Origin of the sequence: Lysinibacillus sp. NPDC047702 (assembly GCF_050272555.1) — a bacterium.
In the GTDB taxonomy this organism is placed as follows: Bacteria; Bacillota; Bacilli; order Bacillales_A; family Planococcaceae; genus Lysinibacillus.
This window is the reverse complement of record NZ_JBNNMG010000044.1, coordinates 18651-44245: the sequence shown is the minus strand read 5'-3', so window position 1 is coordinate 44245 and position 25595 is coordinate 18651. Positions and strand designations below refer to the sequence as shown.

At 36.3% G+C, this 25595-nt stretch carries 24 protein-coding genes and 1 riboswitch; of the genes, 7 read left to right on the top strand and 17 right to left on the bottom strand.

The genetic code is table 11. The features are described 5' to 3' along the window. Positions 1–1011 (top strand): aldehyde dehydrogenase family protein (locus ACQKIM_RS18820; RefSeq protein ID WP_427546765.1); only part of this gene is annotated, 1011 nt, incomplete at its 5' end. A 124-nt stretch (positions 1012–1135) separates the two neighbouring features. Here the strand turns inward: ACQKIM_RS18820 and ACQKIM_RS18815 are convergent. Next, positions 1136–2185, bottom strand: coding sequence for a DUF418 domain-containing protein (locus ACQKIM_RS18815; protein ID WP_427546763.1), 1050 nt, complete (start codon positions 2183–2185; stop codon positions 1136–1138). Between the two features lie 297 nt (positions 2186–2482). Here ACQKIM_RS18815 and ACQKIM_RS18810 point away from each other — a divergent pair, with 297 nt between their 5' ends. After that, positions 2483–2746 (top strand): Parvovirus coat protein VP1-like protein, encoded by a 264-nt coding sequence (locus ACQKIM_RS18810; protein WP_427546760.1) that lies wholly within the window; start codon positions 2483–2485, stop codon positions 2744–2746. A 40-nt stretch (positions 2747–2786) separates the two neighbouring features. Here the strand turns inward: ACQKIM_RS18810 and ACQKIM_RS18805 are convergent, their stop codons facing one another. After that, positions 2787–3557, bottom strand: coding sequence for a GNAT family N-acetyltransferase (locus tag ACQKIM_RS18805; RefSeq protein ID WP_427546758.1), 771 nt, complete (start codon positions 3555–3557; stop codon positions 2787–2789). A 424-nt stretch (positions 3558–3981) separates the two neighbouring features. On the opposite strand from ACQKIM_RS18805, the gene ACQKIM_RS18800 reads away from it, so the two are divergent. Beyond that, entirely contained in the window at positions 3982–4494 is a 513-nt protein-coding gene (locus ACQKIM_RS18800; protein WP_427546755.1) for a GNAT family N-acetyltransferase, read from the top strand. A 53-nt stretch (positions 4495–4547) separates the two neighbouring features. Here ACQKIM_RS18800 and ACQKIM_RS18795 read toward each other — a convergent pair whose 3' ends face one another. The 4 genes from ACQKIM_RS18795 to glnA all read right to left on the bottom strand — a co-directional run bounded on the left by ACQKIM_RS18795 (position 4548) and on the right by glnA (position 7667). Beyond that, a complete protein-coding gene (locus ACQKIM_RS18795; RefSeq protein ID WP_427546753.1) occupies positions 4548–5411 on the bottom strand; it encodes an AraC family transcriptional regulator in 864 nt (287 codons plus the stop codon). Positions 5412–5800: 389 nt separating this feature from the next. Then, a complete protein-coding gene (locus ACQKIM_RS18790; RefSeq protein ID WP_427546751.1) occupies positions 5801–6007 on the bottom strand; it encodes a hypothetical protein in 207 nt (68 codons plus the stop codon). A gap of 34 nt (positions 6008–6041) precedes the next feature. Further along, entirely contained in the window at positions 6042–6218 is a 177-nt protein-coding gene (locus tag ACQKIM_RS18785; protein WP_427546748.1) for a sporulation protein Cse60, read from the bottom strand. A 114-nt stretch (positions 6219–6332) separates the two neighbouring features. Continuing rightward, positions 6333–7667, bottom strand: coding sequence for a type I glutamate--ammonia ligase (glnA, locus tag ACQKIM_RS18780; protein WP_427546746.1), 1335 nt, complete (start codon positions 7665–7667; stop codon positions 6333–6335). A 435-nt stretch (positions 7668–8102) separates the two neighbouring features. Between glnA and ACQKIM_RS18775 the strand changes: the two genes are divergently transcribed. The 4 genes from ACQKIM_RS18775 (at position 8103) to ACQKIM_RS18760 (ending at position 12081) form a co-directional block, all read left to right on the top strand. After that, entirely contained in the window at positions 8103–9233 is a 1131-nt protein-coding gene (locus tag ACQKIM_RS18775; RefSeq protein ID WP_427546743.1) for a SpoIIE family protein phosphatase, read from the top strand. Positions 9234–9239: 6 nt separating this feature from the next. Further along, entirely contained in the window at positions 9240–9677 is a 438-nt protein-coding gene (locus ACQKIM_RS18770) for an ATP-binding protein (protein WP_427546740.1), read from the top strand. A 113-nt stretch (positions 9678–9790) separates the two neighbouring features. After that, complete coding sequence (locus tag ACQKIM_RS18765) at positions 9791–11485, top strand: methyl-accepting chemotaxis protein (protein ID WP_427546737.1); 1695 nt, start codon at positions 9791–9793, stop codon at positions 11483–11485. Between the two features lie 209 nt (positions 11486–11694). After that, positions 11695–12081, top strand: a complete 387-nt coding sequence (locus ACQKIM_RS18760) for an STAS domain-containing protein (RefSeq protein ID WP_427546735.1) — start codon at positions 11695–11697, stop codon at positions 12079–12081. A 218-nt stretch (positions 12082–12299) separates the two neighbouring features. On the opposite strand, the gene ACQKIM_RS18755 is transcribed toward ACQKIM_RS18760, so the two are convergent. From ACQKIM_RS18755 to ACQKIM_RS18705, 11 genes are all read right to left on the bottom strand, one after another. Continuing rightward, positions 12300–13646 carry a sodium-dependent transporter gene (locus ACQKIM_RS18755; RefSeq protein WP_427546732.1) on the bottom strand — a complete coding sequence of 449 codons (1347 nt, stop codon included), beginning with the start codon at positions 13644–13646 and terminating at the stop codon, positions 12300–12302. Between the two features lie 160 nt (positions 13647–13806). Further along, entirely contained in the window at positions 13807–14394 is a 588-nt protein-coding gene (locus tag ACQKIM_RS18750) for an ECF transporter S component (RefSeq protein ID WP_427546730.1), read from the bottom strand. Positions 14395–14612: 218 nt separating this feature from the next. Further along, a riboswitch (FMN riboswitch) is annotated at positions 14613–14801 on the bottom strand. Positions 14802–14995: 194 nt separating this feature from the next. Beyond that, the gene (locus ACQKIM_RS18745; protein WP_427546727.1) at positions 14996–16288 is read right to left on the bottom strand and encodes an RNA polymerase subunit sigma; all 1293 of its coding nucleotides are present in this window, start codon (positions 16286–16288) and stop codon (positions 14996–14998) included. Beyond that, positions 16285–16818: an RNA polymerase sigma factor SigX gene (gene sigX, locus ACQKIM_RS18740; RefSeq protein ID WP_427546725.1), complete on the bottom strand. Its 534-nt coding sequence runs from the start codon at positions 16816–16818 to the stop codon at positions 16285–16287. Before sigX ends, ACQKIM_RS18745 begins: the two co-directional genes overlap by 4 nt. 90 nt (positions 16819–16908) lie before the next feature. Then, positions 16909–18684, bottom strand: a complete 1776-nt coding sequence (locus tag ACQKIM_RS18735) for an ATP-binding protein (protein WP_427546722.1) — start codon at positions 18682–18684, stop codon at positions 16909–16911. Next, positions 18677–19393 carry a response regulator transcription factor gene (locus ACQKIM_RS18730; RefSeq protein WP_049668637.1) on the bottom strand — a complete coding sequence of 239 codons (717 nt, stop codon included), beginning with the start codon at positions 19391–19393 and terminating at the stop codon, positions 18677–18679. Before ACQKIM_RS18730 ends, ACQKIM_RS18735 begins: the two co-directional genes overlap by 8 nt. Before the next feature lie 310 nt (positions 19394–19703). Further along, the gene (gene ccsB / locus ACQKIM_RS18725) at positions 19704–20891 is read right to left on the bottom strand and encodes a c-type cytochrome biogenesis protein CcsB (protein WP_427546720.1); all 1188 of its coding nucleotides are present in this window, start codon (positions 20889–20891) and stop codon (positions 19704–19706) included. Further along, a complete protein-coding gene (resB, locus tag ACQKIM_RS18720) occupies positions 20888–22561 on the bottom strand; it encodes a cytochrome c biogenesis protein ResB (RefSeq protein WP_427546717.1) in 1674 nt (557 codons plus the stop codon). Before resB ends, ccsB begins: the two co-directional genes overlap by 4 nt. 6 nt (positions 22562–22567) lie before the next feature. Next, positions 22568–23107: a thiol-disulfide oxidoreductase ResA gene (gene resA / locus ACQKIM_RS18715; protein ID WP_427546714.1), complete on the bottom strand. Its 540-nt coding sequence runs from the start codon at positions 23105–23107 to the stop codon at positions 22568–22570. A gap of 334 nt (positions 23108–23441) precedes the next feature. After that, entirely contained in the window at positions 23442–24173 is a 732-nt protein-coding gene (locus ACQKIM_RS18710; protein WP_427546711.1) for a pseudouridine synthase, read from the bottom strand. Between the two features lie 350 nt (positions 24174–24523). After that, positions 24524–25594, bottom strand: a complete 1071-nt coding sequence (locus ACQKIM_RS18705) for a D-alanyl-D-alanine carboxypeptidase family protein (RefSeq protein ID WP_427546708.1) — start codon at positions 25592–25594, stop codon at positions 24524–24526. Between the last annotated feature and the right edge of the window lies 1 nt (position 25595).

Genomic DNA, 25595 nt, shown 5'->3' with positions numbered 1-25595 from the left:
CCTTGGAACTTCCCATTTGCGATCATGGCGGGTACAACAGTAGCAGCTTTAGTAACAGGGAACACAGTGTTATTAAAACCAGCTTCAACAACACCTGTTGTAGCTTATAAATTTATTGAAGTATTAGAAGAAGCTGGTCTTCCGGCAGGTGCGGTGAACTTTGTACCAGGTTCTGGTGCTGAAGTGGGCGACTACTTAGTAGATCATCCAAAAACACGCTTCATCAGCTTCACAGGTTCACGTGATGTAGGCTTACGTATTAACCAACGTGCCTCTGTCCTAAATGACGGCCAAATTTGGATCAAACGTGTGATCGCTGAAATGGGCGGTAAAGATACAATCGTTGTGGATAAGGAAGCAGATCTAGAGCTAGCTGCACAATCCATCGTGAAATCAGCATTTGGCTTCTCTGGTCAAAAATGTTCAGCATGTTCACGTGCGGTGATTGTAGAGGATGTTTATGATCAAGTAGTAGATCGTGTTGTAGAATTAACAAACGCTTTAACGGTAGGTGATCCAACAGACTACAGTAACTTCATGGCGACTGTGATTGACCAAGCAGCATTCAATAAAATTACAGAGTACATCGAAATTGGTAAAGGCGAAGGTCGTCTAGTTGCTGGTGGTACTGCGGATGATTCAGTTGGTTACTTCGTACAACCAACAGTATTTGCAGACGTAGATGCCTCTGCACGTGTGATGAAAGAAGAAATCTTCGGACCAGTTGTAGCGATTGCAAAAGCGAAAGATTTCGATCAAGCAATTGAAATTGCGAACGATACAGAATATGGATTAACAGGTGCAGTCATTACAAAGAACCGTATGAACTTAGAAAAAGCTCGTGAAGAATTCCATGTTGGTAACCTTTACTTCAACCGTGGCTGTACAGGTGCAATTGTTGGCTACCAACCATTCGGCGGTTTCAACATGTCAGGTACAGACTCAAAAGCTGGCGGTCCAGACTACCTACAGCTTCATATGCAAGCAAAAACAACTTCAGAAATGCTCTAATTAACCAAAGGGTAAAGTACATTAAAGTAACACACATATATAATAGAAGAAACTCATAACGTTTTAATCATTATAAAAATCCCTAACAGCCTTAAATACTAGCTGTTAGGGATTTTCATATGCCTTATTTTTTATTCTCATTGCCCTTTCTTCCATATGTCATAAAGCGCCATACCTTTTCAAACGGGCCAATTTTAAAGAATTTAAACCAAATAACGCTAAAGATTATTTGAATCACAAAGACTAGGCTTGCTATTAACACGATATCTGAGGGCGAAACAACCTCGAGCCCCATTAAAGATATAATCCCTAGTGCAATAAAGCTTTGAGCTAAATAATTGGTAAACGCCATTTGACCAACTCTGCCAATGGGTTGAAGGAATTTGGCGATTTTTTCATTCTCCAAAATAGTAAATAGGCAAGCCAAATAAAAATAAGTGGTTGGAATGACGCCTAAGCCAATCAGTAACTGCAGATTTTCATTATCCCCTTGAGATGCAAACCAAATACATATGGAGATACCTATAAAGAATGGTAATGTTATAAATTGAATCCATTTTATTTGTTTGAAATAGTCGCTTACATGACTAATCCACCCTGCTTTTGCTACTAAAAAACCAGTTAAAAACATAATAAAAATAGTCATTGCATCATTTCCAACTACACTAAATGCAGTTGATAGAGCCTCGTTATTCGGCATAAATATTTGTCCCAGAATACCAAGCACATGAATAGTTATAATAGAGAAGAGCCATTTACCAATTGTAGCAACCTTTGCATTATAAAAAGGTAATAAGAAGAAACCTATTATGGCATAAATGGCAAGAATCGAACCCCAGAAAATAAAAATATGAATAATGCCTATTAGAAGCAAGGCTAATAAACGTCTTGCGAAACGCCATTTTGGTTTATCACCTCGAGCTTCTGCACGGGAAGTAAAAATATAAAAGCCTACACCAAACAGGAAGGAAAAAATTGAAAAGAATTTCTTCTCAATAAACATATCGATGAGTCTATCAATTAGACCATTTATTCCACTATAGTCAGGCATCGGTCCCCCCTCTATGATTACCTGATAGGCAGCCACATTAATAAATAAAATGCCAAACAGTGCTAATCCTCGAATAATATCTAAGGAAATAATTCTTTCTTTTTGTGTAACGGATGAGTTCATACAGTAATACTCCTTATCTTTCAAACTTTTTTTGCACAAGTGATGCCTACTCGAAAAGTCGAATTTGATTGACAGCAGGATGTGCTATTGCCCTTTAATTTATTGGTCTATTGCTATCATAGCTTTCCATCCTTACACGTATTTTTTTTAAAGCTTACAGTAACCTTACAAATTATTATTCGGAATGGCATTCATATAATTCTTGTATTTTTTCGCTTTTACTAGTTTTAAATCCCCTTTCTCAGACTAAAATTTCATATTTTATAATAACTATTTCTTTTAGAAAGGGGTTAGATGATGAACAGACAGCGTAAACTTGGTTTTTGTTACCCAGGTTATAAATATTGTGGACCCGGTTGTTCAGGACCAGGTGCACCAACGAATGCTGTAGATGCATGTTGCAAGCTACATGATGAATGCTATGCTCGTTACGGTAGTACAAAACATTGTGATGAATTGTTTCAAAACTGCTTACGGCCGTATATGAAGACAAATGATAAAATGGCTAGAGATGCTAAATTATTTTATAATATTTTCGAAGTACGTAATCGCTTCTTTTAAAATGAAAAAAGCTCACAGTACGTGAGCTTTTTTACGTTAGTTATAATTTAGTATAAACTGTGTATTTTTTTGGATTTGTAAAGCCTAGCTTAGCAGCTAAATGATATGAGGCATGGTTATCAATATCACAATCCCAGCAAGGTATTATATTGTTTAAAAGGCAGTAGTCTATAAATGTCTCTGCCATCAAGTTTGCTAAGCCTTTTCCCCTATATCTTGGATCAGTTACTATATCCACTTCTGCATATTGCATCGATTTAAAAATGGAAACCGCTTCACTAATCATTTTGCCTTCATGTTGAAGACAAAAACCAAAACCATTTTTAAGAAAATTACTAGTTGTATCCCAATATTCTTGGTAGTATTGAGTAGTAAATTCTATACTATGTTCAATATGTTGTTGAGTGATTTTAGAGCATTCAAAATCTATTAAATATCGTTTTTCTCTCTTGTTATAGATATTGCTATCAAAGCTAAACGTGTACCGTTCTATTTTCTTAACATAATCTTTTAATTGTTGATTAATTTTTGTGCTCCAATCGTCCGAATAAGTAAATATTGTGAAGCGTTTTTTGTGTTCACGCGATTCTTGTAGCAGCGTAACAATTTTACTTACCATAGGTTCATAAGACGAATCGCCATAAACATAATATATTCCTGATTTTGTCTGTACTAGTATTGAATGATAGCCAGCATCGTCTGCATAAATGGTACCTTCTATTATCTGATCCAGTATGCTGTAGACAAATGTTGGTGCCTCTTTAATAGTCTCTCTTATCGCCGAAAAATTCTCTGGTTTTACCTTTATCATTTTCTTTTCCCCAATTCTATTATTTCCTTATTATTATAAGGTATATTGTAAATAGTAGAACTATTGTTTAATATTGAAAATACATCTAGTATAAAATATTTGAAGGGACTGAATGATGCGCAGATAGCAATATTTTTCATCCAAATAAAATCAATTTCGCCTTGGCGTAATTGTGTCCGGATTTTGAATTGTGCCTACACAATTCATTCCATTGAAAATCCGTGACATCCGCCGGAGACTTTGGGCCGACATGAGGTTGGTCACTCAGTCGTTGCCACAGGACGTGGCGTTCTTAGACTGAGTTCCGCTATTTCAGTAGGTGTTTCGACACCCACTGAAAAGGAACCAAAACCGCTTTCATCTCACCACCTGTAGAGGTGAGAGTCTTCTGCTGAATGAAGATAAAAACTTGGAGGTAAAAGTATTGATAGAACAAATTGACACAAAAAGACTGTATTTAAGAAAAATGAAAATAGAGGATGCCAATAATTTATTTCAAATTTGGTCAGATCCAGACGTAACGAAATACATGAATATTATTAATTTAACGGATGTTAAACAGGCACAAGAGATGATTACAATACTTGATCAATTGGCGAAAGAACAAAAAGGCATCCGTTATTCAATTATTGAGAAAACATCCCAGAAAATTATTGGCTCATGTGGATTTAATTCATTTGATGAAGAGAACAATACCGCAGAAATTGGCTATGAGCTTGGGAAAGCTTATTGGGGAAAGGGTTTTGCGCAGGAAAGTATTACAGCTTTAATTCATTATGCCTTCACCGCCTTACACATTAAAAAAATTGAAGCAAAGGTTGAGCCTGCTAATAAAAACTCCATAAAAGTACTAGAAAAGTTGAAATTCAGCTATATAGGAACATTACCCGAAACAGAAACATCTGATGATATTAGTATTTATGCTTTAATACAATAAATTCGTAAAGACCAAGAATTTTATCACCATTCTTGGTCTTTACATTTTACTTATTACTTAATCGGTATCCAAATTTCAGAATAACAATCAGGACTAAATGGATCCTCATCAGAATACACTTCAAGCTCTGCAGATCCTATCGGTTCGTAGGGATTAGATGGGAACCATTCAGAATATATTTGTTTCCAAGTATTCTGCATTGCATCTGGCATAGGACCATGTACTTCAAAGACAACCCATTTAGATGCTGATATGTCCATTGCCAGTAAATCATCTGGTACATCCCCTGCATAATCAGCAGCAATCCAATAATCAATCAGGCTATTTTGTGGATAGTTTGGATCAGGAACACAAACTCCAAGTACACCCTTAATATCTCCATTATTTAATTGAATCAGCTGTTTATCAAAATTTTGACTGTTCATTTCATTCCAAAATTGAGGAATCCCTCTCGTATTTTCACCACTTTGACAATTATAAGTTCTTTTTACCCCAACTACTTGAAATGCTTCTTTTTCTTCAATTCTATACTTCATTGGTTCTGCTCCTTTCAGACTGACCTGGATGACCAGGCGATTGTATGATTGTAATGGGCCTTGCTTTTTTCTTGCTTCACTTGGCGTTATATGGTGCTGCTTGCGGAATGCCTTTGTGAAAGCTTCAGGAGAGTCATAGCCATATTTGTAGGCGAGATCGATTATTTTTTCCTCTGTATTCAGTAACTCTTGCGCAGCCAATGTTAATCTTCTACGTCTTATATAATCCGCAATGGACATATCCGTTAAAATTGAGAAAGTCCGTTGAAAATGAAAGACTGAAGAATGAACCTCTCGTGCAATTTGCTCCATAGTAATGTCCTCTAATAAATGCACTTCGATATAATTAATTGCCTTTTGAATCGACTCAATCCAACTCATTGCCCTCACTCCTTGTATATAGATTAACGAAATGACAGTATTTAATCCTGTTTTTTTATGCTTTCTTTGGACTGATTTATCCATACTACTATATTAATAATTTTTAAAGAAAAGTTTACTTAATAAATTCTAATTGAATTATGTCTTGGTAAGTAAGATATAAATCATTTTTAAGTCTATATTAACTAATAGACTTCACTTAAATTTTTGCAAAAAATATGCAGATTGAAACAATTTAGTGGACAAATAATAATACAGATTCTTGAGAGCATTTCTGATTGAAAATCTTGAGTATCAATAATTGAATCAATCATAATAAAAAATCATGCTCATATGAACATGACTTAATTTTATTTCTAATGTTGTTTTTTAAGTGGTACTAACATTATTTAAAGTTTTATTTTTTCTATGGCTGCCTCATATATCAATTCATTCTTAATTTTTATATATTGATTTTTCGCTGCCTTACAATATCCTTCTTTTTTTAGAAATTCTTTTAACACAGATTTCCTGGGAAATATTTTTTCCATTACACTTTGAGTTTCTTCACGATCATCTATTCTTTTAGTAATTGAAAGCATAAAAATTTTTGACAAATAAAATCCTCCTTTCAATCAGTCATGAATTTCTTTATTTATAAATAATTAGAGCTGAATGTATAACAGTTTGTTCTCCAATATATAAAGTATTATATTTAATATCGATTATTAAATATTCACTTAAATCTAAAAGAGCGTTATTAATATCATTTTCAAAATTTACTATATCATTATTTTGGATTGTTACTACTTGAGTCGCTTGCACCATCTATTCTCCTCCCCCTCTTTTATATTAAATTAAAAGGAAAGATTTGTCACAAAAATAATATAACTATTCAAGTGAAAAAGAAGTGTTGAAGCGAAAAAGCTCCAACACTTCCTTTTAATACATTCTTAAATATTCTTCACGTTCCCAGTTATGAACGCGTGTACGATATTTATTCCATTCTATTTCTTTAGCAGTCGAAAATTTTTCAAAAATATGATCTCCAAGTGCCTCACATACAGTATGATCCATTTCTAATTCAATTAATGCAAATTCTAATGATGATGGTAAACTATCAATACCATTTAATTCACGTTCATTCCGAGACATTTTATAAATATTTCGATCAACTGCATCTGGAGGTGTTAAATCATTGCGAATCCCGTCGAGCCCTGATGCTAAAATAACGGCCATCGCTAAATATGGGTTTGCTGCAGGATCAACAGAACGAAGCTCAATGCGTGTGGAGAGCCCTCTTGCAGCCGGAATTCGAATAAGTGGTGAGCGGTTTTGAGCAGACCATGCTACATAACAAGGAGCCTCATAGCCAGGCACTAACCGTTTGTAGGAATTTACAAGCGGATTCGTGACTGCAGTAAAACCATGTACATGTTTAAAAATACCAGCCATAAAACTACGCGCTTTTTGGCTTAATTGCAGCTCTGCATTTTCATCATAAAAGGCATTTTTATTTCCCTCAAATAAAGATAAATTAAAGTGCATTCCAGAGCCGTTAACGCCATATAATGGCTTTGGCATAAAAGTTGCGTGTAAATCATGCTGCGCTGCAATTGTTTTTACAACAAGTTTAAATGTTTGAATATTATCACATGCTTCAATAGCATTGGCATACTTAAAATCAATCTCATGCTGACCAGGTGCCACCTCATGGTGAGATGCTTCAATCTCGAAGCCCATCCCTTCTAGCTCTAATACAATGTCACGGCGACAATTCTCGCCAAGATCTGTCGGTGCTAAGTCAAAGTATCCCCCACTATCATTTAATTCAAGTGTTGGGTGCCCTTTTTCATCCAGCTTAAATAAAAAAAACTCTGGTTCTGGTCCCAAATTAAATGAAGTAAAACCAAGCTCCTCCATCTCTTTTAATACCCTTTTTAGATTAGAACGTGGATCACCTTCAAACGGTGTACCATCAGGTCTTGCTATATCACAAATAAAGCGCGCTACCTTGCCCTTTTCAGCTGTCCAAGGGAAAATTACAAAGGTATTAAAATCTGGACGTAAATACATATCCGATTCTTCAATACGTACAAAGCCCTCAATGGATGAACCATCAAACATCACTTTATTGTCCAATGCTTTTTCTAATTGACTTACAGGAACTTCAACATTTTTAATTGTTCCCAATATATCAGTAAATTGTAGGCGAATAAATTTCACATTTTCTTCTTCCACTCGGCGTATAATATCTTCTTTCGTATAATGTTTCATTCTCCACCACTCCAATGTAATTTTAGTTGACACCATAATAAATAACTGCTTTTAAATTACATCAAAAATGAAAAAGGTGCAATATGTATGTTAACTTTCATTACATTGTTTTTTTCGAAGATATTTATCTTTTTTTTAGATATATAGAGCTCTCATTTATGATTGCCTTTACACGTGAATTAAGGCTTTACTATGAAGATTTTCGGCGATTTTCATAGTCTGTTTTATGGAATTTAAATAAGAAATAATATTTCCGCATTTTATATCACAATAGTCTTGTATAATGCCATATTTATTGGTAAATTTATAGCAAATTAGAATTTCTATATTGTTCATCAGCCAAGTAAATAAGGCGTATATAATATAGTTATATGAATATTTAAAATTCCTAGAAATCTTCTGTTAAAGATCCATAAGGCGGTGAATGTAGGAAGCATGTCAGTATTAATTATTGGCAGCGTAAGTAATGATGTATTGCGTCTGCAAAAATATTTTCATCGTATAGACATCAAAGATATTCATTGCTTTTCCTCCCCTGATGCAGCAATGAATTATTTATTAGATTCTTTGAAAGAAGATCTAGAATTAATTATTCTCGATGCAAAATTGACACTTAAAAATTGCGAAGAAATATGTCAGCAAATTGACAGTTTAATAAACTGGATTGATGTCCCAATCCTTCTTGCTACTACTTATGAAAAAACAATTACGATTGATAGAGTTTTTGAGGCTGGAATATTTGATTTTATTTTAAAGCCATTTGATTTCACACAATTTAAAACCCGAATTCAAGTTGCCACAAAATATCAGAATGAAGCAAAACTGCGAAGACAACAAGAAAGTATGATTCAAAAAGACCTAATCGTGGCAAAAAAGTTTCAAAAAAACGCTTTATCACCACCACTATATCTTGAAAACCTACAGATTGATGGACTTTATGTTACATCCAATACATTAGGAGGTGACATGTACTGTTGGTTTAGGATTAATGAACATTTGACGGCTATTCTTTTATATGATGCTATGGGGCATGGCATCGCTGCATCACTTGTTACCATGTCCGTTCGATCTCTGTTAAAAGGTATGATTACAAAATTAATCGATCCTGTAACAGTCATTCGGGAGCTAAATCGTCAAATTAATGAGCTTTTTTCTGATGAAGATATGGACCGTTTTTTAATGACGGCTATCTACATACTTATTGATACAAAAAGTGGAACATTACACTATGTGAATGCAGCCCATCCAGCTGGTTTTTTATTTGGAAAGTACGGAGAGACAGTATTTCTTCAAGCAAACACACCTATTCTTGGACTATTCCCTACCATTCCAATCACTAAAAAAACAATTCCTTTATCCGGCTGGCATCGTATTATACTTTATACGGATGGATTATTGACATTAAATAAACAACACAATATTGATATGGATTTTTTCCATTCCTATGCCTCACAAGAAAATAGCTATGCCTTACAAAAATTTTCTCAAAAGTACAATTTATTAGAAAATGATCACAGTGATGATATAACAGTAGTTTCAATAACAATTACATTACAGGGTAGGTGATTGGTGATGGAATTCACGCTCAATGTAAATCCTGATACACAAGCAATAGCATTCGTAGATCAAGTTATGGAAAATTATGCAAACGTGTATAATCTACCTTATAAAAAAGAATTACGCTTTGTTGTACATGAATTAGTTATAAATGCTGTTGAAGCAATGGGAAAAATCGATGCATACTCAGAAAAGGAAATTCAAATACATGTATGCCAATCCGCTGAAGAAATAAAAGTAACCGTTACAGATGAAGCAAAAGGAATTGCTGAAAATGATTGGAGTAAAGTTCTTCAATACGATTTAAATGAACTTGATTTTTCAGATCGTGGGCGTGGTTTATTTTTTGTTAAAAATATGGTTGACGATATTTGGTTTGAACATATTTCTGAAACAAAATTTTTAGTTGGTATCTCAAAAAGAATATATATAAATGAAAATAGAGGGTTTTGATGAATCTTTAAATATATATCAACTCTACTTAGCTCATGAAAACGAGCAACTTAAATCATAACGTGAAATAAGGTTCAACAACACACCTATAAAGTATAATTGGAGGAGTTTTAATGAAACTGACAATTCGAAAAAAAATAAGCCTGCTAATCTTTAGTTGTATTTTACTTCTTACTTCACTTTTAGCAGGAATTAATTATTATGTTGCGAAAAAGAATCTTTTAGAAAGTGCAAATACTAAGCTTCTATCAGATATTCAAGTAAGCTATGAATATTTAAACGCAAAATTCCCTGGAGATTGGTCCATCAAAAATAATCAATTATATAAAGGCGATGTCAACATGGTTGAGAATTTTGACATTGCTGATAAAGTTGGAGAGCTAACAAACGGTAATGCCGTATCAATTTTCCAAAATGATTCACGAATTAGTACCAATATTGTCGAAAACGGACAGCGTGCCTTAAATACTAAAGTATCTGACGAAGTCGCCACTGTTGTATTAGGAGAAAAAAAGCGCTTTATTGGTTCGGCAAGTGTTTTAGGAAACATGCATCAGGCAGCCTATGACCCTATTTTAGATAGCAAAGGAGATGTAATAGGTGTATGGGCAACAGCCGTTCCAACAGCTCCTTATATAAGCATTGCAACAAAATCAGCCCTTGAAAATGTAGCAGTTTCTTTAGGGATTGCTATTCTATTGATTGTCGGTATTAGTTGGTTTTTACAACGACAAATCATTAATCCAATCAATATCCTAAGCTCAAATGCCCAAGAGCTTGCAGATTTAAATTTGAATGTAAAATTATTAAATCCTAAAGGCAAAGATGAGATTACGGATTTAGCACAAGCATTTAGTAATATGAAAGATCGCTTAACTGAAACAATAACAATTGTGGCTGGCAGCGCTAATCAGGTGGCTAACTCCTCCCACTCATTAGCTGAATCATCACACCAGACTAGCGAGGCTTCTAACCAAATTGCATTAACGATGAATGAAATCGCAGTTGGAACAACAACACAATCCGATCAAGCTGAGCAAATTGTATCGATGATGCAAAAAACAATTGAAGAAGTATCGAGTAGTTTGAAAAAGGCTGAAATGACTTTGACTAGTGCCATAGAATCATCGAATATTGCACGTAAAGGAGAAGAAGCGATTAATGAAGCCATCAAGCATTTAAGTGCTGTAACGCAAACAGTGTCTTATGCAACGGACTCTATTCAAAAACTAGGCAAACGCTCTGAAGAAATTGGTGGTATTATCACCGTGATTACAGGTATTGCAGAGCAAACAAATTTACTTGCCCTTAATGCAGCTATTGAAGCCGCACGCGCAGGTGATCAAGGAAAAGGCTTTGCGGTTGTTGCCTCAGAGGTACGTCAACTTGCTGAGCAATCAAGCATGGCATCTGGACAAATTACAAATCTCATTAATGATATTCAGGCTGAAACGTCAGTAACAGTTCGCACAATGGAAAGTAATCTGCTTGCGGTAGAGGAGCAAGTAACAATTATCAACAAAGGAGGAACCGCTTTAAAAGAGATCGTGGAGAAAGTTGTGGAAACAGAAAAAGGTGTTGAACAAATGAAGATGGCATTTACGCATGTCAATGACAACTCCTTAGGTGTTCAACAAGCTATTCAAGACATTTCTCGTATCATCGAAGACTCTGCAGCTGCAACAGAGGAAATCGCCGCTACATCTGAGGAACAATATGCTACCGTGGCAGAGATAACACAAAACTCAGATGAATTAGCAACAATTTCAGATAAATTACAAAACGAAGTCAATAAATTTAAGTTTTAATTAAGGATAAACATGATACGATGTGTTATAGATACAATGGGAGTTTATTAAAACAATTATGAATAGACGGCGACTCCCACAATGAAATAAGCGGATGAGGAGGCTCAAAAAGTCTTTGGAAAGCTTTCACTCTTGTCAGGCACATATCATGGAAATGCCAAGTATAAATTAATCCATAAACATGAAAAGGAAAATGGAGGCGCTATAGTATGAATCAGAAGAAAATTGCGATGGATATTGGCACAAAGGCTGATTATATCTTAATTGCGTTTACTGGCGATTTAGAATACGGTCTGATTGAAGATATAAAAAAAGATCTTCAATCACTAAATTTAGAAACAAAGCATGGATATATTATCGATATGCAAAAAGTAACAAATATCGATAGTACCGGCTTTGGTATGATCGTTAACTTTGCCAAAAAAATATCAATAAAAGAAAAGAAAATCGCCATTATTGTCGTCGATGATTTCATCCGCAACTTATTCGCTATTTCGCAGGTTGATAAAGTTTTTCCTATTACAAACAGCGAAGAGCAAGCAAAAAAGATTATCAAAGAAGATTGGCTAGGAGAATTATCACTTAACGAATATTAACCCTATCGTTGCCCCCATTATCAATTTCGCCTTGTCGTAATTGTGTCCGGATTTTGAATTGTGCCCAGACCTGCAGATGTTTTTTTCGCGAAAGCAAAGCGGCAGCGGCACGAGTCAGGTCAGTTAGCCGTTTTCGTAGGATGCGAAGGTTTTAGGCTAACGTCCTTTTATTCATAAAAATAGGGTGTATTCCTGTAAAATAGAATACACCCTGCTTTTTAATATTGTAAAAGCATATTTAATAAAACAACAAGAATGACTATAGGTACTACAATTAACATTAATAGTCGATATGTAGAATAATACCCCTGTCCCATTTGGCTTCCCATCAGTAATTCCTTCCTCACAAATTCTTTATCAGCTACATGCGCAATAAAGAAAGCTATCAATAAATTTCCTAACGGAAGCATTAAATTCGATACTAAAAAATCTGTCGTATCAAAAATTGTTTTCCCAAAGAATGATACATCTGCTAAGGTACTAGAAGACAATGCTGCTGGAATTGCAGCAATAAAGACTATTACACCTAATAACAGTGTCAATGCTGAGCGAGACATTCGCCCCTTTTCTATAAATGCCGCTACAATAATTTCGTATAAACTGAAGGAAGATGTTAATGTTGCGAATAAAAATAGTAATAAAAACATCGCTAAGAACACTTCACCCAATGGCATTTGGCTAAATGCTGTAGGCAGCACCATAAATAGTAAGCCTGGTCCAGATGCAGGCTCTAAACCAAAGGCAAATACAACAGGAAAAATCGCTAATCCTGCTAAAAACGATACAAGTACAGTTAAAAGTACAACCGAGCCCGCCGAGTTAGGTAAGCTCACATCCTTTTTTAAATAAGAGCTGTAGGTCACTAGACAAGAAAACCCTACTGCTAAGCCAAAGAAGGATTGGCCTAAAGCTTCTAATAAAGCCCTTCCAGTAATATTAGAGAAGTCTGGCCATAAGAAAAATTTCACACCCTCCATCGCTCCGTCTAATGTTACTGCTCGGACAACAAGTACTATAAACATCATAAATAATAATGGCATCATAAACTTATTAGCCTTTTCTATACCATTTTGCACTCCAAGAGATATCACTAGTACATTCGCTAGCGTAAATAACCCTAAACCTAGCAATGTAATCCAAGGCGTACCAATAATCTTTTCAAATAGCTCACTAGGATCATTAGCAGGATCAATAACAGTACCAACCACACCAAGACCGCTATAAATAAAAATCCAACCGCCCACAACACTATAAAAAGTTAATAATAAAAAACAACCCAGTACACCCATGCGGCCAATCCATGCCCAGCCCCTTTTCGACGGTGCAATTTTTTTATATGCAGTGACCGCCTCAGATTGGGTGCCACGTCCTAAAATATATTCTGATAATAGCATTGGTAAACCAATTAACAATGTAAATAGAACAAAGATTAGGAAAAATGCTCCACCGCCACTTTGACCAGTAACATATGGAAGCTTCCAAATCGCCCCTAATCCGATTGCCGCTCCTGCTGATGCTAAAATAAAGCCTAGTTTACTAGACCATTGTGCCTTTTTTTCACTCATCTCTTCAAACTCCTCTAGCATTTCTAAACTCTTTCTTATTCTACATGAAAACACTAGGCTCGACTAGATTAAGTTCCGTTGACAAATCTATCTATTGATTCAAGCGTTCAATCCATAAAAAAAACCTCGAGCATCAAATCACACTCGAGGTTTCATAATCTTATTTCGTTAAATACATATTACGCTGACGATCTATCCATTTGCGCATAGTTGTAAATAATAAGGCCATGATAACAGTTAATAAAATACCTTTAACAATATTAAATGGCAAGATTCCAGCCACAATCATTTTATATAATGAATCTCCTACAACAGGCTCCATCCCTAAAAAGTACGTGTACATTGGTAAAAATACAGCATAGTTAAGAACACTCATACCAACCGCCATAACGATTGTTCCTGCTGCTAAGCCTCCAATAAGACCACCAATGTTTTTAAAACGCTTAAAAATAAAGGATACTGGTAAAATAAATAAAATACCTGTCGTGAAGTTAGCGATATGTCCTACTGGTACTCCTGTTGGCGTGCCTGAGAAAATCCAATCCAATACATTTTTAAATAACTCTACTAGAATCCCCGCTACAGGTCCCATTGTTATGGCTGCTAGTAATGCAGGCATATCACTGAAATCCACTTCCAAAAACGCTGGGAATGGTGGAATTGGGAAATTAAATAGCATTAATAAAAACGAAATACTGCTCAGCATGCCAATCGTAATAAACGATTGAAGTTTAACATTTTTCTTCATTGAAAATTCTCTCCTCTTTGCTGATTCAATCTCGCAAGAAGAAAGGTTACGATCTAATCAAATGTTATTCATGAAAAAACCCTTATGCATTGTTGGCATAAGGGAGAATAGGCATGATTAATAAACGCCATTAAACAGCAATTTTCGAGCGGGCTTTAAAGCCATGTTGAAAAAACGCTCGTTCAAAGCTAATTTAAAATAACGAATGACGATCGTACCTCCATCTTCTCCCATCCAGACTCTAACTGTCGGCCTTGGAATCGCACCAAGTCAGCCATGCAAAAAATTTTGCACAGGTCGCGGGCTGAAGAGTCTTTAGTAAATCATTCGAGCTAATGTCTTTCACATTAGCGATTTACAACTCTATTACCGCCGGTCGGGATTTTCACCCTGCCCCGAAGATGAATCAATATTTTATTTTTGTTCTACAGCTTTACTATAATGAATTATTTAGAAAAAGTAAATAGTTCTGCTTAAAAAATCCTATTAGATTTGTATGTTTTATGGACAGTTAGTTGGTTTATCGCCATAGAAACAAGAAGGAGTATTCTCGCCACAGTTGATGTACGAGAATACTCCTTAAACTATCGCCGTAAAGTTGCTATGGCGTATCCATATACTGCTTATTTGCACCTACAGGCTTGGGCAAGAAATTTTTTAAATCAAAGCCTTCCCAGCTTTCCTGAACTACATTATCTAAGCGTAATTGTTTATCAAAGCTTGCAGCCGTTAGCATCATTGCTTCGATTAATTGTGTTGCTCGAGCTGGCTCCATTGTCGTTAAATCAAGAGGAGCATTAAAGGTAACAACAACACCCTCTGCAACCTCCTGTACAGTATAAGTCACATTTTCTGGAACGACAGGAACATAAACATCATCATTTTTATTGCGCATAACCGTAATCGCTTCTGTTACCGAGGGAAAAGTTTGACGAAAATCGGGAGATAAATACTCCGCCCCATTATCCTGGTCTTTATATAAATAATAATTAAAATGACTTGGACCTGTTAATGACATAGCCTTACTCGGCTCTCCCTCTTGAGAAAACTCGTATGGTGTGCCATCTGCATTTTCAAACTCGACCTCTGTATACTCTGAGTCTGAAAATGTATCCTGCAAGGTTCCCTTATATTCATTTACGGGTGCAGAGGCTACATCATAATCATTTTTCTCGGGTAATACATGAATCAGCTTATCATCTTTTTCCTTCAATTCACCTTGATATGGATGGTAGTTAGTAAAGCCTTTTGCTTTCTCTTCAATTTGTGGTGCATACTTTTTATACATTTGTAATGTAGAAGGTTTTTCTTTCCCAAAATCCGCTTCAACCCGCTCATTGGGAATAATATACGTCATTGGTACGCTTTCTACATCACGACTTGCCAAACCAATACGAAAGACAACGGCATCCGTTAAGTCTTCCTCGTACACAGAGGTACGTAGAGACATAAATTTAGCATGTTCTGCAACAATGCTCGAATCCAGATAATTATCAAAATTTTCAGCAGTTTTTGCAGCTGGCCCGTCTTGCATAGTAGAATACGGAGCAATGTCAGGGGCTGTCGCCTGATCTATCTTGGAATCATTATTATTCATAAACTTAGAGCCTACACCTATTGTTAATGCGAAAACAGCAGCAACACTCATAAGAATGGGCCATTTACGGATTTTGCGCTTTGTTGTTTCTGTCTCTATACTTTGCTGTTGTTCTTGCGCTGACACTTCTTCGTCTAATGGCTGCTGGATGGCTTCTTGCAAATGAACATTATCCTGCAAGCGAGCATCTGCCAATAATCGATTTAATATTTCATCTTTAGAACGGCGGTCAGAAAGCTTAGGGGCATTGTTCAATACATGTTCTAGCTGGTCATCATCAAACTGGTTATGTGTCATTGCCGTTTCGCCTCCTGTTCTCTAACCTGTTGTAGCTGTTGCCTTAAAAATTTGATGGCACGATGCTGTGTTGTTTTTACCTTTGCTTCTGTCCAATCTAGTATTTGTGCTGTTTCTGCAATCGATAAATCTTGAAAGTAGCGCATAATAATGACCATCTTTTGGTCTCCTGTACAGTTTTCAAGTGCTGACTCTACCTGCATAAATTCATCACTTGCCTCCAGCATATCTTCCGGTGATGGTGTGTTTGAATGGAGTTGTTCCGTTTCCCAGTCAAAAAAGTCAAGTGAATGCTTTTGGCGTACTGCCTGCTTCCGAAAGTGATCGATTGCGACATTTTTAGCAATGGCAAATAGCCATGTCTTTTCACTGCTATTTCCTGCAAATTGATCGTATGAGCGCAACACTCGTACATAAACCTCGTGCGCTAAATCTTCAGCAAGTATACGGTTTTTTACTAAATAAATAAGAAACTGGAACACGTCTTGATGGTATGCATCGTATAGTCGATGGAACACGGAGTCATTCAATGCACTCCACCCCCGTTCTATAATATTTGTCGTCTTCATGTTTATAGAAGTTACAGCCAATTAATACCACTAAAGTAGCAATGATATTAATTATTCGAAAGGTAAATAAAACGTAAAGGTAGTACCTTCTTTCAGCACACTGTCAACCATAATAGTCCCTGAATGTGCCTTTACAATATTTCTAGCAATAGCTAAACCTAGGCCAGTTCCGCCTTTAGAACGCGTCCGGGCTTTGTCAGCTTTATAAAAACGTTCAAAAACATAAGGTAAGTCCTCATTTGGAATGCCATGTCCTGTATCCTGAACAGATATTTTTGCAAAGGTCGGCTCCTGCTCAATTTTGACAGTAACTGACCCTTCATCCGTATGACGGAGTGCATTGTCAACTAAATTTGTTAACACTTGTTCAATCCGATCCTCGTCAATACTTATCCTAGCTTCCTCATTGAATTCACTATCAAATACTAGACGAACATGTTTCTCTTTAGCAACCTGAGCAAATTTTTGTGTTATCCGTTCGAATGTAGAATTAATCGGGAGGGCATCCTTATAAAGCGTCATATGCCCCGATTCCATACGAGCTAAATCTAATAAATCTGTTACTAGACGTCCCATTCGCTTTGATTCATCATAGATAATTTTTGTTATTTCGTTACGTTCTTCCTGATCCTGAATAAAATCATCATCCATTAAGGCCTCTGAATAGCCCTGAAGCATTGAAATCGGCGTTCTAAGCTCATGGGATACATTGGCTATGAAATCTGAACGCAGCTTTTCTAAGCGATGCTGCTCTGTCATATCACGAATAACAGCAACTGCTCCACGTATTAATTCCCCACTGTATAGGGGGCTAATTGTAAAGGTATAATAATTTCCATCCATCTCAATTTCTTCTTCCAGTTTATCCTCAAACATTAGTACATGGTCCAGCATATGATATAACTCTGGTGGAATTGGCTTCGCACTTTGAGAGCCTTTATTAACAAACCATTTTTGCATTAAACGCTCTGCTGGTGGGTTACTTAATAATATTGTACGATCTCGATTAAACGTAATGACTGCATCTGTCATCGATGTCAAAATATTAGAAAGCTGTTCATTTTCCTGATTGATTACTTCTAGATTATGCTTTAATTGTCGCCCCATTTGATTAAAGGCAACAGCAAGCTGACCAATTTCATCATTTTGTGTTGTTGGCATTTTCGCTTCAAAATTCCCCTTTGAAATTTCAAAAGCCAATTCTCGCATTTTACGCAAAGGCGAGGTAATACGTGAGGATAGGAAAAAGGCAAAGAATGTCGTCAGCACAAAGGCTATAAAGGCAGATAAAAAGACAATTTTAGTCGTTTCTTTTGATGTTTTATGAAGTGCATCTGGACTTTGATAAATAAAGACAGCACCATGCACGGCATTCTCTACATTTAATGGGAAGCCGAGCACCACATACGATTCTATTTTTTCTTTATCCGTAGATGATGGCATCATCATTTCATTTGTAATTGGTTCATCTGATTGAAAGATTTTATGAAAAGATTTATTGGCTAATATAGCATCCTGTATTTCTTTTTTATTAACACCCTCCTGCAAAGCAAATGATACCTCGTTATCACCTGTAGCAATAAGTGCATTTGTGCTTTCGGGTAAAATATCCTTTAATAATTCCGACGTTGACTCTGCTGTTTCATTATCATCTACTATACTTGCCACCGTTGCAGCAGTTTGGCGCAACGAAATTTCTGCTTGCTGCATATGGTAATTTTGTAGAAATTCGAGCATCAATACCGTGAAAACAAATAATACAAATGAAACGAGAAGCAATATGGTTACCCATAGCTTCCCGACAACACTATTCCATATTCTATTCATTGACAACCTCAAATTTGTAGCCAACGCCCCAAACAGTAACAATCATCTTTGCAGCGTTTTCAGATACACGATTGAGTTTTTCACGTAAGCGCTTTACATGTGTATCCACAGTACGTAAATCTCCAAAGAAATCATAATGCCAAACTTCTTTTAGTAATTGTTCACGGTCAAATACTTTGTCTGGCGATTTCGCTAGGAAATAAAGCAATTCATATTCTTTCGGTGTTAAATTCACCTCAATCCCCTCTGCTGTTACACGATGGGCATCATGGTCGATCATTAAATGCTGGAATACAACCAAATCTTTAGAAGAGGATGCATTTGTCGAAGGTGAGAATGCCTGGGAACGACGTAAAATAGCCTTCACACGTAACACTACCTCACGAGGACTAAATGGTTTTACAATATAATCATCTGCTCCAAGCTCAAAGCCCTGTACACGGTTTGCTTCTTCGCCCTTGGCAGTTAATAAAATAATTGGTGTTGCTGCACGTTCACGGATTTCTGCACATACTTCAAGTCCGTCTTTTTCAGGCATCATGATATCTAATAAAATACAGTGATACTCTTTTTCTAAAGATTTTTCGATCGCTTGTTCACCATTTTCTGCTTCGTCAACAAGATACCCTTCACGCTCCAAATACATTTTTAATAAGCGTCGAATACGATCCTCGTCATCTACTACTAACACTGAAATATTTTCTGACACTTTCACGATCCCTCTCTTCCAATCTTTCTCTACATTCTATTGTACATGGTTCGACACATATTGAAAAGAAAAGAAAGCCCTCTTGCCACAAGCAAGAAGGCTTATCTTTCTAATACTAGCGACGTTGCAAATCTCATATATGCTTCCATAATAGTTCATCCTGCAAAACTTGTGCTACAAGGCAAAGGAAGTGAACGTTCACAGCTTTTTCAAGCAGACAGAACGTTATTTTACAACCGTTTTCATAGTAGATATAGGTATAAGCTTAAATTCCTCTACCCTAAGTATCTATACGTAATCTGGTCTCATATTAATTTGAAGCGTATGAGTGTAAGCCTGCAAGAATTAAGTTAACAGCAACTAAGTTGAATAAGATAATGGCGAAGCCAATTAATGCTAACCAAGCAGACTTCCTACCTTCCCAACCTTTTGAAAGGCGTAAATGTAAAAATGCTGCATAAAATAACCATGTGATAAGTGCCCATACCTCTTTTGGATCCCATCCCCAGAAACGACTCCAGGCGATTTGTGCCCAAATCATCGCAAAGATTAAAGCACCTAATGTAAATACTGGGAAACCAATTAATACGGAACGGTAGCCGATTTCATCTAGTAATTGTAAATTGACACGCTTAACAAATGGTTGGAATATTGCGCTAATACGTCGTCGAGCAATTAAACGAATTAATAAGTATAAAATCGATCCTACTAATAATGACCAAACAACCGTTGTTAATTTCTTCGCATTAATAAGTGAAGGCATTTCTACAATTGGCGACATACCATGTTCTTCAATTGCTTTAAATTCATTCATTCCAAATATCGGTGGCATATTATAAGTAATTTGACGCTCTGTACCTTCTTTATCAACATAAGAATATTTAGATTCGTAATCCATTGCATTAAATGTAGAGGAAGCAATGACAAAGCCAACTACTAATACTAAGCAGAACATCACTGTTTCTAACCAAAAGCGCTCTTTAGTAGGCTTTGTAACATCTACTACTTTTAATAAATAAATCAGTCCAGCTACCGCACTTATTGCCAAAATCGATTGACCCAAAGCCGCTGTAATAACATGAATTGTTAGCCAATAACTTTGTAAAGATGGTACTAATGGACTTACTTCGTTCGGGAACATCGCTGCATAGGCAATTATTAAAAGTGCCACAGGTAGTGCCACTAAACCTAATGCAGTCATGCGATAAATAAAGTAAATTAAAATAAATGCAGCAACAATGAACATACCAAAGGCTGTCGTAAATTCAAACATGTTACTAACAGGTGCATGCCCTGTATGAATCCAACGAGTAATAAAATACCCAAGCTGCGAAAGGAAACCAATTATAGTTATAGCAATAGCAAGCTTGCCCCATTTATCTGTATTTTTGCCTGTAGCATTCGATTGCTTAATCGAGCCACCAAAGAATAATGTTGCTACAAGATAAGCTATAAATGCTATAAACAATAGGTTTCCGCTTATGTCAATCAAACTCATAAGGTGTTGTCACCTTCCTTTTTAGTAATGGCTGGTTCAGTCGACTTCTCGACATCTTCTGACTTCTCTAGCTGATCTATATATGGTGGTAAATCAGCAAAGGATGAAACAGCATCTAAATCTTTTTTCATGCTGAACATATTTTTATTAACATGGGCAGCCATTATCACTTTTCCATCTGGCTCTACCTGTAACCATAAACGTCTATGATTCCAATACGAACCGATTGCTACACCAATCATGAAAATAATACCGCCAACAAATAGTATAGGTATTGTGCTATCTTTACGTATCGTAAAGTTTGCTGTATTTCGCGTGTCAGCACTAGCAAATTTCATTCGATATTTATTTTCTCCAAGCGGTTCAAGAGGTGGCTTCATAATTTCAACAAAACTTACCTCTCCATCTGGTGTTTGAGGTGTTTTCATTTTAAATAAAAATGCTGGATTATTAGGTATAGAAGTTTTTGTTTGTGGTTCACCATTCTCAAAACCAGAAAAATCCGGTGTATACACTAGAATCTGTACGGAAGAACCATTTCCTAAGTCATATTCCTTTTTAGGATTCGTTAGATCAATTTCAGCTTTACCAAGTGATTCACCAGTTTCTTTATTCACCAAATCAAAATTCATCTGCTTCAATTCATTCATTCGGTAATTCATTTGATATAAAGCAAAACCATCTTCTTTTAAAGGATGGTTCACACGAATCGAGTAATCTCTCACCTTCTCAAGATTATCCAAGTCCCCAGGAAGTGATCCTTCAGGTTGTTTGTATAAAGTGACATCCGTTTGGAAGTTTTTCGCTACTACATTGACACCTTGTGCCACCTGCTCACCCTGTGGTTTATTGTCATGAGTTTCTAAAATAAATTTATTATTTTTAATAAAATAGCCTTCCATCCCTGGTATTGCTCTCGTCTCACCTTCACGAATCCAAATTGACTCATCTACGTAAAAGCCAGGTACTAAACGTATCATAACACCTGCTAAAAAAATAATAAGGCCGACATGGTTTATGTATGGGCCATATCGAGAAAAACGGCCGCGTTCTGCTAGAAGTGCGCTTCCATCACGTCGAACATTATATTTTAATTCAGTCATTTTTTGCTGAACTTTTTCGAGTGTATCCTCAGGATTTGAAACTTGTCCCTCTGCTATAATGCGTTGACGTTTCAAGAAACTTTCATGGCGTTTAACGCGTTGATTTTTCAGAGACTTATGCAATGGTATCCCACGGTCTAAGCTTGCAACAATGATTGATATAGCTAACATTCCAACTAAAATTTGGAACCACCAAGTGCTATATAAATCAGATAACCCTAAATAATTATAAAGTTTTCCAAACCAGCCGTAGACTTTCTCATAATACTCGGCCTTACCTGCATCAGGAGCATTTACATATATCTCTTGAGGTAAAATTGTTCCAATTGACGCAGAGACCAATGTGATAATAATAAGGGCAATTCCCACTTTTACACTTGAGAAGAAATTCCAAATTTTATCAATAAATGTTTTGTTGTATGTTTTTGATCGAATAGCTGAACCATCATAGCGCATATCAACAACTTTTGTTTGTTTACCTTCCTCAGTTAAAGGGCGACCACATTTTTCACAGAGCTTCGTGCCATATGGGTTACTATGCCCACAAGCACAAATGATATTTTCCATAGTCATTTACTCCTCATTCGGCTTCACTAATTCCATGTACGAAGCGATATTTGCCTCCGTCATTTCACCCGTAATAATTTTCGCTACCTTACCCTCTGGATCAATAAGGACCGTTGCTGGTAATTGTCCAACATTGTAGGCAGTCATAACACTTTTCGTTTTGTCAATAACTACTGGGAATGTTAAGTCGTATCTATCGACAAAATTCTGTACTTCAAAATCTGTTTGTGCAATATTGACAGCCAATGTTTGTACACCTTGGTTTTTAAACGATTTATACTGACGGTCCATTGCAGGCATTTCCTTTTCACATGGCTTACACCAAGTTCCCCAGAAGTTCAAAAATACCCCCTGCCCTTTATAATCAGACAGTTTATGTTTCTCACCGTTTAAATCTACTAACGTGAAGTCCGGTGCTTTAGAGCCTACTGCTACTAACTCTACCTTCTCCTTTGTCGCTGTTCCATATACAGTGTACCCAATTGCACAGACCAAAACTGCTAAAATAATGGTACGGATGACGAGACGTTTTTTCTTTTTCTCCAAGTTAATAAACCCCCTATCAATTACGGCTTAGAGTAACATTTATTGACGCTAAGCTTTTATGTATAGATTCCTTATTTTTTGTATAGCTATTATGTTTGTCGAATTCTATACAATGCAATTGCTTGTGCGCCCAAAAAGCTACCAGTCAGAAGTGAATACTACTTCGACTAGATGAAACTAATGTAGGTGTACTGTTCTCACCTATTATAGCAAAATGATACAAAAACGCTTAGCTAATAATTATGAATGATTTATGAACGATTACACCACTAAGAAAGTGAAAACATCACCATACGGATAGTGGTATACTCACTTTCTACAGGTATATGTTCAATTAACCGATTTTCCCTGTTTCTGCTAACACTCTTAATTGCTTTACTTCATGCTTTGTCAATTCACGATACTCTCCAGGTGCCAGACCATATAAATCTAAAAAAGCAAAGCGCTCACGTTTTAATTTAACAACAGGTGTACCAATTGCCTCAAACATGCGGCGCACTTGACGGTTTCGCCCTTCGTGAATAGTAATTTCACAAATCGCTTTACCAGCTTTCTCGTCAAAGGAGGTCATACTCACCATCGCTGGTGCTGTTTTACCATCCTCTAGCTTAATTCCTCGTTGCAGCTTTTTTAAACCTTCAATCGTTGGAACACCTTTGACACGCGCAATATAAGTTTTGTCGATTTTAAATTTCGGATGCGTCAACATATAGGAAAATTCCCCATCATTTGTCAGCAATAATAAGCCAGATGTATCATAATCAAGACGTCCTACTGGGAAAATACGTTGCGGAATATGCTTAAATAAATCTGTGACAGTTTTGCGTCCTTTATCATCTGTTACAGCTGAAATGGTTCCACGAGGTTTATATAATAAGTAATAAACCTTATCCTCTTTTTCAAGTTTTACGCCCTCAACTTCAATCGTATCTGAGTTGGACACCTTTGTACCTAGCTCACGTACTACAACGCCGTTCACTTTTACTTTACCTTCTAAAATCAATTGCTCCGCCTTACGCCTTGATGCAACACCTGCATATGCAATGACCTTTTGTAATCTTTCCATACTTTCACCTCTAGTTTTCATTCGCAATGGCATACATGCCAATTTATAAACCTCATACAATCTTCAATCAGGTTATTTTTCCCGCTAATCTGTGAAAATTATGTCATACTTTTGTGTATTATTAAAGAAAAACTAATTATGAATAAGTAATTAGAGTATTTGAAATAATTTTTTATTAGCTAGTTTCTTTAATTTTTAGCACTTATATTTACTTTAGATCCTTTTTATTCAGATTTAGTATGCTCGTTTCTGTTAATGATAAAGCGACAGTGACTCTAAAATTTTCCTTTCATAATTCACATCATATTAATGGACATTCAAATGTCATAAAAAAAATCAGCGTCTCGCTTTTAACGATCCGCTGATTCAACAGTTACTGCCTTTGCATATATTCGTTCCTCACCGATAAAAATCGATAGGACAGCCTCTTGTCGTTTCCTTGAAACATGTAACACTTGCCTTACACTATCTTTTTCCTCTTTAGTTAGCTGTAATCGAATTGGTTGCTCTAATCGAATGGCTACCTTTTTGTTTACATTATATTTCCCTTTTTTCACCACTGTCTCAAGATTGTATTCTTCCCACACTTTATTAGCTAGCCCTCGATGTACATTCCAATCATCGGATTCATTCAGTGTGACAACAATACAAGTTTGCCCGTCATTTTGAAAGGCAGTAGCAAGTGTGCGACCAGCAACCTTTGTAAAACCTGTTTTTCCAGCAAAGGCTGTACCCGTTGCCGTTTTTAAGGAACTCACTGGCTGTTTCATTTCGTCATCTAAGTTAGTAGCAGTCCCTGCGCCCTCTCGTAATAAACGATGCTTATTTTCCCAAAGCATTCCATTTTCTGTATCAGCCCGATATAAAACAGTTGATGCAATTGACTTGAAGGTATTATTTTGAAGGGCAATCCTCAGCATCTCTGCAGTATCCCTAGCTGATGATAGATGCTCATCATGATGTAAGCCAGAAGGATTCATAAAAACGGTATTTGTGAGACCAGCTACAACAGCTCGCTCATTCATTAATTTGACAAACCCTTCTACTGACCCTCCAGCATGCTCTGCTAAAGCTGTTGCTGCATCATTTCCTGAGCGTAGCATTAAACCATATAATAGCGTTTCAACCGTCACCTTTTCACCTGCTTGCAAGTAAATTGATGAGCCTTCAGCCATCGCAGCCCTTGGTGAAATAACCACTTCTTCCTGAAGATCACTATTTTCAATAGCAACAAGCGCTGTCCAAATTTTTGTTAAGCTGGCAATGGGTAGCCGTGCATCACTATTTGATTCTAATAAAACACGGCCTGTATCCCCATCAAGGACAGCATATCCGCTGCCTCCTCTTGCTAGGCTGGTTTGCGGAAGCATAAGTATTAACACGACAGATATGAACAATAGTACACGTACTAACCGAAGCAAC